The organism is Streptomyces daghestanicus (genome assembly GCF_020521275.1).
Taxonomy (GTDB): domain Bacteria; phylum Actinomycetota; class Actinomycetes; order Streptomycetales; family Streptomycetaceae; genus Streptomyces; species Streptomyces griseoviridis.
Genome location: NZ_BNDX01000010.1, coordinates 598,696 through 612,309 on the forward strand (window position 1 = coordinate 598,696; position 13,614 = coordinate 612,309).

Here is a 13,614-nt window from a genome sequence, read left to right on the forward strand (position 1 = left end):
AACGACGGCCGAGGGCCCGCTCCCCGTCGTCCACCGGGAAGCGGGCCCTCGTCAGGGGGCTCAGAACGCGGACTCGTCCAGCTCCATCAGGTCCAGCTCGACGCCCTGGGCGACCTTGCGGGCCAGGGTGACGCCGGGCAGGACGTTCGCCGCGAAGAACTTCGCCGCGGCGATCTTGCCGGTGTAGAACGCCTTGTCCTTGGCGGATGCGGTCGGCAGCTTCTCGGCGGCGACCGCGGCGCCCTTGAGGAGCAGGTAGCCGACGACCACGTCACCGGAGGCCATCAGCAGGCGGGTGGTGTTGAGGCCCACCTTGTAGATGTTCTTGACGTCCTGCTCGGTGGCGGCGAGGTCGGTGAGCATCAGGCCGACGATGGCCTCCAGCTCGACGGCGGCCTTGGCGAGGTGCTCGCGGGCGCCGGACAGCTCCTCGCCGCCGGTGCCGAGGGCGAGGAACTTCTTGATGTCCTCGGCGAGCGAGTTCAGCGCGGTGCCCTGGTTGCGGACGATCTTCCGGAAGAAGTAGTCCTGGCCCTGGATCGCCGTGGTGCCCTCGTAGAGGGTGTCGATCTTGGCGTCCCGGATGTACTGCTCGACCGGGTACTCCTGGAGGAAGCCGGAGCCGCCGAAGGTCTGGAGGGACTGGGCGAGCTGCTCGTACGCCTTCTCCGAGCCGTAGCCCTTGACGATCGGCAGCAGCAGGTCGTTGAGGGCGTGCGCGGCGGCGGAGTCCTCGCCGTTCGCCTCCTTGACCTGGATCTCGTCCTGGATCGAGGCGGTGTACATCACCAGGGCGCGCATGCCCTCGGCGTACGCCTTCTGCGTCATCAGCGAGCGGCGGACGTCGGGGTGGTGGGTGATGGTGACCTTGGGGGCCGTCTTGTCCATGAAGTTGGCCAGGTCGGGGCCCTGGACGCGCTCCTTGGCGTACTCCAGGGCGTTGAGGTAGCCCGTGGAGAGGGTGGAGATCGCCTTCGTGCCGACCATCATGCGGGCGAACTCGATGATGCGGAACATCTGGCGGATGCCGTCGTGCTTGTCGCCGATCAGCCAGCCCTTGGCGGGGTGGCGGTCGCCGAAGGTCATCTCGCAGGTGTTGGAGACCTTCAGGCCCATCTTGTGCTCGACGTTGGTGGCGTAGACGCCATTGCGCTCGCCCAGCTCGCCGGTCTCGACGTCGAACTCGTACTTCGGGACGAGGAAGAGGGACAGGCCCTTGGTGCCGGGGCCGGCGCCCTCGGGGCGGGCGAGGACGTAGTGGAGGATGTTCTCCGACATGTCGTGCTCGCCGGACGTGATGAAGCGCTTCACGCCCTCGATGTGCCAGGAGCCGTCCGCCTGCTGGACCGCCTTGGTGCGGCCGGCGCCGACGTCGGAGCCGGCGTCGGGCTCGGTGAGGACCATGGTGGAGCCCCACTGGCGGTCGACGGCGAGCTTAGCGATCTTCTTCTGGACCTCGTTGCCCTCCTCGAAGAGGATGCCCGCGAAGGCCGGGCCGGAGGAGTACATCCACACGGCCGGGTTGGCGCCGAGGATCAGCTCCGCGTACGCCCAGATCAGGGAGCGCGGCGAGGTGGTGCCGCCGATCTCCTCGGGCAGGCCGAGCCGCCAGTACTCGGAGTCCATGAAGGCCTGGTAGCTCTTCTTGAAGGAGGCCGGGACCGGTGCCGTGTTGGTCTGCGGGTCGAAGACCGGCGGGTTGCGGTCGGCGTCCTCGAAGGAGGCGGCCAGCTCGTTCTCCGAGAGGCGGGCCATCTCCTCCAGGATGCTCCTGGCGGTGTCGACGTCCATCTCCGCGAACGGGCCGGTGCCGTACAGCTTGTCGCGGCCGAGCACCTCGAAGAGGTTGAACTCGATGTCTCGGAGATTCGGCTTGTAGTGCCCCATGGCGACAGCTCCGTTAAGCGATCGGCGAGGCACTGACTCCTCGCGCCTGTTCCCGTATCAGCCATGTACCGGCTGGTAGCTACGATGATGCTACCCGTCGGTAATAAGTCGCAACCCCGGCCGCTCCATCTGTGACTCTTCACTCGCTACTCTTTGCGGTATGTGCGGCTACGACCAGACCGCGGGCCAGCAGCAGTACGCGCCGCCCCAGCAGCCGATGTCCGGCGGATACGGGCAGCAGCCGCTGTACCCGGAGCCGTCCCCGCCCTCGCTCGCGGACGCGGTGCGCGCCTTCACCACGGGCCAGCTGGCCGCCGAGGACTTCCAGCAGATCTTCGCGACCTCCAAGGTCTACTGCCCGCGCGGCGACAACCCCGGTTTCCTCGCCCTGCACAACACCCAGCAGCCGGTGATCCCCATGTTCACCACGCTCAAGGAGCTGCGCCGGTACGCGGGCAAGGAGTCCAAGTACTTCGTGATCACCGGTGCCGAGGTGCTCGACCTGCTGCCGACCGGCTACGGGTTCGTCCTCGACATGGAGGGCGAGCACCGGATGGTGTTCGACGCGAAGGCCGTCGAACAGATGGTCGACTTCGCGATGCGGCGCATGTACGGCTGAACCGTGCGCGGCTGAATCAGGCGACCGCGCCGACTGCCGGCGGAGCCCGGAGGGAATGCCCTCCGGGCTCCTGTGGTTCCGGGTAGCAGAAAGTTCAACGCTCAACTAAAGTGGGACGCACGCCGCCCAAGGAGGTCGACATGCCCGCCGTGACCGTCGAGAACCCGCTCTTGCTCCCCCGTGTGACCGCGCCCGCGGACGCGGTGGCCCGCCCCGTGCTCACCGTCACGACCGCGCCCAGCGGTTTCGAGGGCGAGGGCTTCCCGGTGCGCCGCGCGTTCGCCGGGATCAACTACCGCCACCTCGACCCGTTCATCATGATGGACCAGATGGGTGAGGTGGAGTACGCGCCCGGAGAGCCCAAGGGCACCCCCTGGCACCCCCACCGCGGCTTCGAGACCGTCACCTACATCATCGACGGCATCTTCGACCACCAGGACAGCCACGGTGGCGGCGGCACCATCACCAACGGCGACACCCAGTGGATGACGGCGGGCTCCGGCCTGCTGCACATCGAGGCGCCGCCGGAGTCCCTGGTGATGTCCGGCGGACTCTTCCACGGGCTCCAGCTCTGGGTGAACCTGCCGGCCAAGGACAAGATGATGGCCCCGAAGTACCAGGACATCCGCGGCGGCAGCGTGGCCCTGCTGACCTCCCCGGACGGCGGCTCCCTGGTCCGCGTGATCGCCGGCGACCTGGACGGCCACCAGGGGCCCGGCTCCACCTTCACGCCGATCACGATGATCCACGCGACCCTCGCGCCGGGCGCCGAGCTGACCCTGCCCTGGCGGGAGGACTTCAACGGCCTGGCGTACGTCCTCGCCGGGCGCGGCTCGGCCGGCACCGAGCGGCGGCCGGTGCGCACCGGGCAGGCGGCCGTCTTCGGGGCGGGAGGCTCGCTCACCGTGCGGGCGGACGAGAAGCAGGACGGGAACACCCCGGACCTGGAGGTCGTCCTGCTGGGCGGACGGCCGATCCGCGAGCCCATGGTCCACTACGGCCCGTTCGTCATGAACACCCGTGACGAACTCCAGCAGGCCTTCGAGGACTTCCAGAAGGGCCGGCTGGGCACCGTGCCGGCGGTGCACGGGATGACCGCGGAGGGGCCGCGGGCCTGACCGGGCACCCGGCCGGGTCGGTCACTGACGAACGACTCGTCCGTCGTTGACCGGCTCGGCCCCTTCGCGTCCGGAGCCCAGGCGCAGGACGGCGATCTGGGAGTCGGATCGAGTCGGGTCCACCTCGGCGCATCTGCCGGACAGCGGAGCCCGGGAACGCGATCGGGGTGTGCTCCCCGCGAGGCCGTCGGGAGCAGCCCGGTGACGACGACCCGTGCGTCCTCGCCGGCATGGCCCGGCAGACGCTCCACCGCGACCGGTCGCGGGATGCCCTCGCACTGGTCCGCATCTCCCAGGACGGCGCCCGCCACGTCACCGGGCCTCGTGTGCGGGCCGTGCTCCACACCCGGGGGACCGCCGGGCGTAGGAAGGCGCCAACGCCCTCCGCATCGACCGCGCCGACCGCCTCGCCGCCGTATGGAACGGCGAACCGCCCACCGGTACGGGCGGGGGCACCGCCGACACCGTCCTCGGAGCCCGTGAGGCCGGAATCCCGGTCGATGCCATCCGGCCCGCAGGGGCTGCTCGGAAGGGCTGACCTGTCACCGCACGAGGCGCAGGACCGGGCGCTGCTCCTGGACGGCGAGCAGTTCCCGGACCCGCGGAACCGTCCAGGCAGGCTCATGAGCCGGCGTCACCACGGACAGGTCCGCGGGCCCGGCCCCGCGCCTCACCCGGGCGGGCCGTTCCGGCGGGACGGTCAGCCCGGGGCGTGGTCGGCTGGGGCCGTGCTGTTGCTTCCCGTTCCGGTCCGTCGGTTCGCCGCCTGGTGTGCCGTTCTCCTGCTCGCCGCCGGTCTCGCCTGGGTCGCCGTCCGGCTCTGCGTCGAGCTGCGCACCGCCGTGGCGCCCGCGCTGCTCGCCCTGCTCGGCACGGCCCTGCTGCGCCCGCTGTACCGGCGGCTGGTGGCGGCGCACGTCCAGCGGTCCCTGGCCGCGGGGCTCACCTGCGCCGCCGTGCTGGTGGTGGTCGGCGGGGCCGTGTACATCGTGGTCGCCGCGCTCGTCGACAGCGGCGACCAGATCGTGGCCTCCCTGAAGACCTCCGCCCAGGACCTCGCCCGCCACTTCGGGGCCGCGGGCACCTCGCTGGACGACCTCGCCTCCAACGCCCGCGAGCTGCTGGGCAAGTTCGGCTCGACGGCCGCCTCCGGGGTGATCAGCGGGGTCAGCGTCGTCGGCGAGACCATCGCCATGGCCGTCCTCGCCCTGCTGCTGGTCTTCTTCTTCCTGCGCGACTCCGACCGGGCGGTCGGCACCGTGCGCGCCCTCGTCCCGCGCAGCGGCGGTGACATGGCCGAGGCGATGGCCCGGCGGGCCTTCGGGGCCGTCGAGGGCTTCATGCGGGGGACCACGATCATCGCGCTGATCGACGCCGTCTGCATCACCGTCGGCCTGCTCGTCCTGCGCGTCCCGGGCGCCCTCGGCCTCGGCGCGCTGGTCTTCGTCGGCGCCTACATCCCCTACCTCGGCGCGTTCATCTCCGGCGCGGTGGCGGTGCTCGTGGCGCTCGCCGACCGCGGGTTCGTCATCGCGCTGTGGGCGCTCGGCGTGGTGGTCGCCGTGCAACTGCTGGAGGGGCACGTGCTCCAGCCGATGGTGCAGAGCCGGACCGTGCGGATGCACCCGGCGGTGGTGCTGCTCGCGCTGACCGCGGGCGCCTCGGTCGCGGGCATCCTCGGCATGCTCCTCGCGGTGCCGCTGGTCGCCGCCGGCGTCGGCATCGTCCACGAACTCCAGGAGCGCTACGCCGCCGAGTCCTCCGGGACCGACGGGCCGGCCGGCGGCTCGTAGAAGTCGAACCAGATGCTCTTGCCGTCGCCGCGCGGGGCGACGCCCCACTCGTCGGCGAGCATCTCGATCAGCATCAGGCCCCGCCCGGAGGACGCCATCTCGCCCGGCCGGCGTTTGTGCGGCAGTTCCTCGCCGCTGTCGGTGACCTCCACCCGGATGCGGCGCCGCCCCGGGGCGCCGGTCACCTCCGCCACGACCAGCGCGTCGGCGTCGGTGTGCACGAGGACGTTGGTCAGCGTCTCGGAGAGCAGCAGCACCGCCGAATCCTTCTGGTCCTCACTGGGCCAGTCGTGCAGCAGGGCGCGCAGATGCCGCCGGGCGGCGCCGATCCGCTCCGGCTCGGCCTGGGCGACGGTGATGATCGTGCGCCGGGCCGGCGGCCGGCCGTCCGCGCCGTCGCCGTCCCGGTCCGGCCGGCGCAGCAGCAGGAGGGCGAGGTCGTCCTCCCGGCGGTCGGCGAGCGGACCGGTGGTGTGGTGCGAGGGCGGCCCGCTGACGGCCTGGACCATCGCGTCGGCCAGCTCCTCCGGGTCGCCGACGGGCAGCTTCTCCAGGACGGCGCTCAGCCGCCGCCAGCCCGACTCCAGATCGTGGCCGCCGGTCTCCAGCACGCCGTCGGTGATCAGCATCAGCGTCTCGCCGGGCTCCAGGGTGAGCCGGGTGGTGGGATAGTCGCCGTCCGGGTCGATGCCCAGCGGCAGCCCCCCGGCCGTGGCCCGCACCAGCACCGTCCCGTCCGTCATCCGCACCGCCGGGTCGAGATGGCCGGCGCGCGCGGTCTCCACGGTGCCGGTGGCGGGGTCGACCTCCACGTAGAGGCAGGTCGCGAAGCGGGAGTCGCCGAGGTGCTCGGCGGACTGGGCGAGCCCGTGGAAGAACCGGGAGGCGCGGGCGAGCACCGCGTCGGGGCGGTGGCCCTCGGAGGCGTAGGCGCGCAGGGCGATGCGCAGCTGGCCCATCAGCCCGGCCGCCCGTACGTCATGGCCCTGGACGTCGCCGATGACCAGGGCGAGCCGGTCTCCTCCGGAGGGAGTACCCCCGGGCAGGGGGATCACGTCGTACCAGTCGCCGCCGACCTGGAGTCCGCCGCCGGTGGGCACATAGCGGGCGGCGATCCGCACGCCCGGGATCTCGGGTCCCACGGCGGGCAGCATGGAGCGCTGGAGCCCGTCGGTCAGCTCCCGCTGGGTCTCGTCGGCACCCGCCCGGGACAGGGCCTGGGCCATCATCCGGGCCACCGTGGTCAGCACCGAGCGCTCGTCCGGGGTGAACACGACGGGGTAGGAGAAGGCCGCCATCCAGGCGCCCAGCGTGCGGCCCGCCACGGTCAGCGGCAGGAACGCCCAGGAGCGCCGGCGGTAGCGCTGGGCGAGCGGCCAGGTGAGCGGGTAGCGGGCGGCGTACTCCTCGGGGGAGGAGAGGTAGACGGCGCGGCCGGTGCGGACCACCTCGGCGGCCGGGTAGTCCGTCTCCAGCCCCATCCGCGCGAACGGGCTGTCCCCCTGCTCCGGCTCCGTGCGGTGGCCGATGATGCGCAGCTCGTCGCCCTGCACCTTGAAGACGGCCAGCCCGTCCGGGGAGAAGCCGGGCATCGACAGGCCCGCCGCGACCCGCAGCACCTCCTCGGTGGACCGCGCCTCGGCCAGCGCCCGGCCCGCGTCCAGCAGGAACGCCTCCCGGGAGCGCCGCCAGTCACCGGTGACGGCGCTGCGCCCGGCGGGGGTGCCCGGCGCCGGTTCGGTGACCTCCTGGAGGGTGCCGATCAGCCGGTACGCCTGCTCCTCGGGGTCGAAGGAGGGCTTGGAGCGGCTGCGGACGACACGGACGACGCGGCCCTGCTCGTCCATGACCCGGACGCGCACCTCGGCGACGGTGCCCTCGGTGGCGGCGAGGCGGATCACGCCGGTGATCTCGTTCCAGTCGACCGGGTGGAGGCGGGCCCGGATCTGGGCCTGGTGGACACTGGCCCGGCGGGCGGGCAGCCCGAGCAGCCGTGCCGCCTCGGCGTCGACCGTGACGAGCCCGGCGGCCGTGTCCCAGTGCCACAGACCGGTCGCCAGGGCGGCCAGGACATCCCCCACGGCGGGCAGGGGCTCACCAGTGCGCATTGCACCACTCTATGAAGAGGGGATCGCAGGCTGCCACCGGTCGCGGTGCGGGTGGCGGGGCGGCGGCGGTCCCGGCAATGGGGAGGAAGGGGGGCGGGACCGCCCGGTACGCTGGGGGTGTTTCACGTGAAACACCCACGGTGAGACACCCACCCGATCCGCGAAGACTGGATGAACGACGATGCATCGGTACAGGTCCCACACCTGCGGCGAGCTCCGCGCCTCTGACGTCGGCACCGACGTCCGGCTGAGCGGCTGGCTGCACAATCGGCGCGACCTGGGCGGCATCCTCTTCATCGATCTGCGCGACCACTACGGCATCACCCAGCTCGTCGCCCGTCCGGGCACGGACGCGTACGCGGCGCTGGACAAGCTGACGAAGGAGTCCACCGTCCGGGTGGACGGCACCGTCGTCTCCCGCGGCACGGAGAACGTGAACCCGGACCTGCCCACCGGTGAGGTCGAGGTCGAGGTGGGCGAGGTCGAGCTGCTCGGCGCCGCACAGCCGCTGCCGTTCACGATCAACACCGAGGACGGGGTGAACGAGGAGCGTCGTCTGGAGTACCGCTTCCTCGACCTGCGCCGCGAGCGGATGCACCGCAACATCATGCTGCGCACGCAGGTGATCTCCGCGATCCGCAGCAAGATGGTGGCCCTCGGCTTCAACGAGATGGCGACGCCGATCCTGACCGCGACCTCCCCCGAGGGCGCCCGTGACTTCGTCGTCCCCTCCCGGCTGCACGCGGGCCGCTTCTACGCGCTTCCGCAGGCCCCGCAGCAGTTCAAGCAGCTGCTGATGATCTCGGGCTTCGACCGGTACTTCCAGATCGCGCCCTGCTTCCGCGACGAGGACGCCCGCGCCGACCGCTCGCCGGGCGAGTTCTATCAGCTCGACGTCGAGATGAGCTTCGTCGAGCAGGAGGACGTCTTCCAGCCGATCGAGAAGCTGATGACGGAACTCTTCACCGAGTTCGGCGGCGGCCGCGAGGTCACCTCGCCCTTCCCGCGCATCCCCTTCCGCGAGGCGATGCTGAAGTACGGCTCGGACAAGCCGGACCTGCGCGCCAAGCTCGAACTGGTCGACCTCACCGACATCTTCGCGGGCTCGGAGTTCAAGGCGTTCGCCGGCAAGCACGTGCGCGCGCTGCCGGTCCCGGACGTCGCCGCCCAGCCCCGCAAGTTCTTCGACCAGCTCGGCGACTACGCCGTGTCGCAGGGCGCCAAGGGCCTGGCCTGGGTCCGCGTCGGCGAGGACGGCACGCTGACCGGCCCGATCGCCAAGTTCCTCACCGAGGAGAACGTCGCGGAGCTGACCAAGCGGCTGGGGCTGGCCGCCGGACACGCCGTGTTCTTCGGCGCGGGCGAGTTCGACGAGGTCTCCAAGATCATGGGCGCGGTCCGGGTCGAGGCGGCCAAGCGCGCCGGGCACTTCGAGGAGAACGTCTTCCGGTTCTGCTGGATCGTCGACTTCCCGATGTACGAGAAGGACGAGGAGACGGGGAAGATCGACTTCTCCCACAACCCGTTCTCGATGCCGCAGGGCGGCATGGACGCCCTGGAGAACCAGGAGCCGCTGGACATCCTGGCCTGGCAGTACGACATCGTCTGCAACGGCGTGGAGCTGTCCTCCGGCGCGATCCGCAACCACGAGCCCGAGATCATGCTCAAGGCGTTCGAGATCGCCGGGTACGACGCGGAGACCGTCGAGCGGGAGTTCGCGGGCATGCTGCGCGCGTTCCGCTTCGGCGCCCCGCCGCACGGCGGCATCGCCCCCGGCGTCGACCGCATCGTCATGCTGCTCGCGGACGAGCCCAACATCCGCGAGACCATCGCCTTCCCGCTCAACGGCAACGCCCAGGACCTGATGATGGGCGCGCCGACCGAGCTGGACGAGTCCCGGCTGCGGGAGCTGCACCTGTCGGTGCGCAAGCCCCAGCCGAAGTAGGCGCGGCAGGGGGAAAGGGGCCCGGGAGACGATCCCGGGCCCCTTTCCGCGTGTGTGCGGGGCCTACCGGCCGGTCCGGTCCCGCAGCCGGCGCAGGCGGGGGTTCCCGGCGAGCGCGTCGAGCAGCCGGCGTCCGGCGCCGGCCGTGTAGGCGGGGCCCTCCAGCCGCAGCAGGGCGCCGTCGCTGACGACGGCGTACGCCGCCGGTTCCGTCGCCTTCGGGAAGGTGACCGGGTGGCGTCCGGAGGGCAGGTCGAGGCGCTCGGGCAGCCTCAGCCGCACCGAGGTGCCCTCGGCGGCGGGGACCAGCCGGGCGGTGACCGTGCGGGCCGCCACGGTGACCTTGACCTTGACCGGGCCGCCGGACGCCGCCGTGACGTAGGGCAGGGGCAGCGCCCGGCCGGCGCGGGCGTCGTTGGCGGCGGCGGCCTCGGCGGTGTCGGGACCGAAGCGGCGCAGCCGCTGGTCCACGTCGAGGGCGAGCTGGTGACCGGCGGTCCAGTACGGCAGGGCGATCCGGCCGCCGGACAGCGCCGGGCCCACGGCCGCCGGGCTCTTGGCCTCGGGGGTGCCGTCGGCGTCCCGGGCGCTGAGCCGGACCAGCCGGTCGACGCCCAGCAGCCGGACGAAGCCCCACACGTCGTAGACGCCGCGTTCCAGGGGCCGGCCGCCGGCCAGCCGCTCCGGGTCCAGGCGCAGCTGCCCGGAGGCGACCAGCCGGGAGCGGCCCTCACCGGCCGGTTCGAGCCGGACCTCCAGGTCGCCCTCCGGGTACCACCAGTCCTCCCGGTCGCGGTCCTTGACCACGATCTCCGCGTAGGCGTGGCGGAGCGGGTCGGGGACCTCGTAGCCGTCCTCGCCGCCCGGTACGCCGTCCAGCAGGGCCGGGTCCAGCCACCAGGTGCCGTCCCGTTCGAGCAGGACGAGCGGTTCGCCGTCGCCGCGCAGCAGGTCGAGGGTGACGTCGGCGGTCAGGCAGCCGTCCGCCCAGCGCAGCGGCCCGCTGCGGTAGCGGGCGGTCACGGCGCGGACGTGCTCGGCGAAGGCCCGCGCGCCCTCGTAGTCGCCGCGCTCCAGCAGGCGGTCGCGGACCCGGGACACCCCGGGCAGGCCCTCGCGGACGGCCTGCGGGAACTCCTCCAGCGCCACCGCGCGGGCGGCCTCGATCCGCGGTATCTGCTCGGCCGGTTCCTCGCGCAGGATCTCCGGCTCTCGGGTCCGGGAGAGGACCTCCACGTGGTAGAGGCGGTGCAGCAGCCGGTTCTGCAGCGCGTCGATGTCGTCGGAGGGGGTGGTGCCGTCCTTGATCTGGCGGACGATGGTGCGGGTGTTGTCCCAGAAGCCGTACCGCGGGTCGAAGCGGTGCCGGGTGTTGTTGCCGCCGTCGTCCCGCTTCATCCAGTAGTAGCAGGGGTAGTCGGCGAGGATCGCGATGCGCTCGGCCTTCAGGTAGGCGGCGCTGACGAAGGCCAGGTCCTCCAGGATCCACGGCCCTTCCGGGAACCGCAGCCCGTGCTCCTCGACGAAGGCCCGCCGGAACATCTTGTGCGGGGACAGGCTCTGCATCAGCTCGTCGTTCTCGATGGTGCAGGAGTCGACCGTGTGCCGGAACAGCCGGCGGGGGCGCACCATCGTGCTGGACATCTTGCCGACCACCACGTCGGCGTCGTTGCGGACGGCGTGCTCGTACAGCCGCTCCAGGGCCTCGGGCCCGAGCTTGTCGTCGTGGTCGACGAACTGCACGTACTCCCCCTTGGCGTGGCGCAGGCCCAGGTTGCGCGGGGCGCCCGGCCAGCCCGAGTTGGGTTGGGTGTGCACCTGGACGTTGGGGTGGTCGGCCGCGAGCTTCTCCAGCCGGGCCAGGGTGTCGTCGGTCGACCCGTCGTCCACGTAGATCACCTCGTACGCGTCGGCCGGCAGGCTCTGGCCGAGCAGCGACGGGGCGCACTCCTCGATGTAGTGACCGGTGTTGTGGACGGGGACGATGACACTGACCTTGAGTCTCGGCATCCCCGGACTGTATCCGGGGGCGCGTCAGCGGGCCGCGAACTGGGTCAGGATCGCCTGGACCTCGTAGATGTCGACGCCCTTGGTGAAGGTCTTCTGGATCGGGGTCTGGCTGCCGGAGAGCCAGATCTTCAGCTCGGCGTCGAGGTCGAAGTGGCCGGCGGTCTCGACGGAGAAGTGGGTGATGCTGCGGTACGGCACCGAGTGGTACTCCGTCTTCTTGCCGGTGAGGCCCTGCTTGTCGATCAGGATCAGCCGGCGGTCGGTGAAGAGGATGGTGTCGCGGATCAGCAGGAAGGCGGCGTGCACCTGCTCGCCGTGGCCGAGGAGACGGGCGTAGTCCTGGGCGGCCTGGGCCGGGTCGATGGTGTGGGCGTTGCCGAAGAGTGCCATGGGGTCCCCCGCGTGGGCTGCGGCGGCGTCGGACACGGCCGCCTCGGAGGCGATCGTGACAGAACGCGGGGCCGGGGAGAAGGTCTCGCCCTCCCCGGCCCCGATCTTGTGGCAGGCGCGTTACGCGGCCGGCTTCTCCTCGAGACGCGGGAACAGCACCGCGCCCTTGGTGACGGTCGCGCCGGCCGGCAGCCGGCCCCAGTCCGCCGCGTCCTGGACCCGCTGGTCGGCGAGGGCGCCCAGGGCGGCCCCCGCGCCGAGGGAGTCCCACAGCTTCTGCGAGGTCTCCGGCATCACCGGGTTGAGCAGCACGGCGACGGCGCGCAGGGCCTCGGCGGCCGTGTAGAGGACGGTGGCCAGGCGGGCCCTGCCCTCGTCGGAGGTGTCCTTGGCGACCTTCCAGGGCTCCTGCTCCGTGATGTAGCCGTTGACCTGCTTCACGAAGTCGAAGACGGCCAGGATGCCGCCCTGGAAGTCCAGCTCCTCGCCGATCCTCCGGTCGGCCTCGGTGACGGCCCTGGCGAGACCGTCCTTGATCGCCTGCTCGGCCGCGCCGTCCGCCGTGGCCTCGGGCAGGGCGCCGTCGAAGTACTTGCCGACCATGGCGGCGACGCGGGAGGCGAGGTTGCCGTAGTCGTTGGCCAGCTCGCTGGTGTAGCGGGCGGAGAAGTCCTCCCAGGAGAACGAGCCGTCCTGGCCGAAGGCGATCGCGCGCAGGAAGTACCAGCGGTAGGCGTCCACGCCGAAGTGCGAGGTCAGGTCCTGCGGCTTGATGCCGGTCAGGTTCGACTTCGACATCTTCTCGCCGCCGACCATCAGCCAGCCGTTGGCGGCGACCTTGCCGGGCAGCGGCAGGCCCTGCGCCATCAGCATGGCCGGCCAGATCACCGCGTGGAAGCGGAGGATGTCCTTGCCGACCAGGTGCACGTCGGCGGGGAAGGTCTCCTCGAACTTCGCCTGGTTCTCGTTGTACCCGACGGCCGTGGCGTAGTTCAGCAGGGCGTCGACCCACACGTAGATGACGTGCTTCTCGTCCCAGGGGATCGGGATGCCCCAGTCGAAGGTCGAGCGGGAGATGGAGAGGTCCTGGAGGCCCTGGCGGACGAAGTTCAGCACCTCGTTGCGCGCCGACTCGGGCTGGATGAAGCCCGGGTTGGCCTCGTAGTGCGCGAGGAGCTTCTCGCCGTAGGCGCTCAGCTTGAAGAAGTAGTTCTCCTCGCTGAGGATCTCCACCGGCTTCTTGTGGATCGGGCAGAGCTTCTGGCCCGCGTACTCGCCCTCGCCGTCGAGCAGCTCGCCGGGGAGCTTGTACTCCTCGCAGCCCACGCAGTACGGGCCCTCGTAGCCGCCCTTGTAGATCTCTCCCTTGTCGTACAGATCCTGCACGAACTCCTGGACGCGGTCGGTGTGCCGCTTCTGGGTGGTGCGGATGAAGTCGTCGTTCGCGATGTCCAGGTGCTCCCAGAGGGGCTCCCATGCCTCGGTGACGAGCTTGTCCGCCCACTGCTGCGGGGTGACGCCGTTCGCCTCCGCGGTGCGCATGATCTTCTGACCGTGCTCGTCCGTGCCGGTGAGGTACCACACCTTCTCGCCGCGCTGACGGTGCCAGCGCGTGAGCACGTCCCCTGCGACGGTCGTGTAGGCGTGGCCCAGGTGAGGAGCGTCGTTGACGTAGTAGATGGGGGTGCTGACGTAGAACGCCTTGCCACCCTGCTTCTCGGTTCCAGTGGCCGCCATGGGCGAA

The 13,614-nt window shown here is 71.3% G+C and carries 9 protein-coding genes; 4 read left to right on the forward strand and 5 right to left on the reverse strand.

Annotated features, from left to right (window positions below):
- Nucleotides 1-60 precede the first annotated feature (60 nt).
- On the reverse strand, nucleotides 61-1,887 hold the full coding sequence (locus tag Sdagh_RS21785) for an acyl-CoA dehydrogenase (protein ID WP_190078271.1): 1,827 nt from the start codon (nucleotides 1,885-1,887) through the stop codon (nucleotides 61-63).
- A gap of 160 nt (nucleotides 1,888-2,047) precedes the next feature.
- On the opposite strand from Sdagh_RS21785, the gene Sdagh_RS21790 reads away from it, so the two are divergent.
- The 3 genes from Sdagh_RS21790 (at nucleotide 2,048) to Sdagh_RS21805 (ending at nucleotide 5,417) form a co-directional block, all read left to right on the forward strand.
- The gene (locus tag Sdagh_RS21790) at nucleotides 2,048-2,506 is read left to right on the forward strand and encodes an SseB family protein (RefSeq protein WP_226535516.1); all 459 of its coding nucleotides are present in this window, start codon (nucleotides 2,048-2,050) and stop codon (nucleotides 2,504-2,506) included.
- Nucleotides 2,507-2,646: 140 nt separating this feature from the next.
- Nucleotides 2,647-3,624: a pirin family protein gene (locus Sdagh_RS21795; RefSeq protein WP_226535518.1), complete on the forward strand. Its 978-nt coding sequence runs from the start codon at nucleotides 2,647-2,649 to the stop codon at nucleotides 3,622-3,624.
- 728 nt (nucleotides 3,625-4,352) lie between these two features.
- Nucleotides 4,353-5,417: an AI-2E family transporter gene (locus Sdagh_RS21805; protein WP_190009989.1), complete on the forward strand. Its 1,065-nt coding sequence runs from the start codon at nucleotides 4,353-4,355 to the stop codon at nucleotides 5,415-5,417.
- On the opposite strand, the gene Sdagh_RS21810 is transcribed toward Sdagh_RS21805, so the two are convergent.
- Nucleotides 5,369-7,525, reverse strand: coding sequence for an ATP-binding SpoIIE family protein phosphatase (locus tag Sdagh_RS21810; RefSeq protein ID WP_189416621.1), 2,157 nt, complete (start codon nucleotides 7,523-7,525; stop codon nucleotides 5,369-5,371). The two genes, Sdagh_RS21805 and Sdagh_RS21810, sit on opposite strands and share 49 nt — an antisense overlap.
- A 181-nt stretch (nucleotides 7,526-7,706) precedes the next feature.
- Here Sdagh_RS21810 and aspS point away from each other — a divergent pair, with 181 nt between their 5' ends.
- Entirely contained in the window at nucleotides 7,707-9,470 is a 1,764-nt protein-coding gene (gene aspS, locus Sdagh_RS21815; protein WP_190009985.1) for an aspartate--tRNA ligase, read from the forward strand.
- Between the two features lie 63 nt (nucleotides 9,471-9,533).
- Here aspS and Sdagh_RS21820 read toward each other — a convergent pair whose 3' ends face one another.
- The 3 genes from Sdagh_RS21820 to metG form a co-directional block, all read right to left on the reverse strand.
- The gene (locus Sdagh_RS21820) at nucleotides 9,534-11,480 is read right to left on the reverse strand and encodes a glycosyltransferase family 2 protein (RefSeq protein WP_190078272.1); all 1,947 of its coding nucleotides are present in this window, start codon (nucleotides 11,478-11,480) and stop codon (nucleotides 9,534-9,536) included.
- 24 nt (nucleotides 11,481-11,504) lie between these two features.
- Nucleotides 11,505-11,870, reverse strand: a complete 366-nt coding sequence (locus tag Sdagh_RS21825; protein WP_189416617.1) for a PH domain-containing protein — start codon at nucleotides 11,868-11,870, stop codon at nucleotides 11,505-11,507.
- A gap of 120 nt (nucleotides 11,871-11,990) precedes the next feature.
- Entirely contained in the window at nucleotides 11,991-13,607 is a 1,617-nt protein-coding gene (metG, locus tag Sdagh_RS21830) for a methionine--tRNA ligase (RefSeq protein ID WP_190078273.1), read from the reverse strand.
- Between the last annotated feature and the right edge of the window lie 7 nt (nucleotides 13,608-13,614).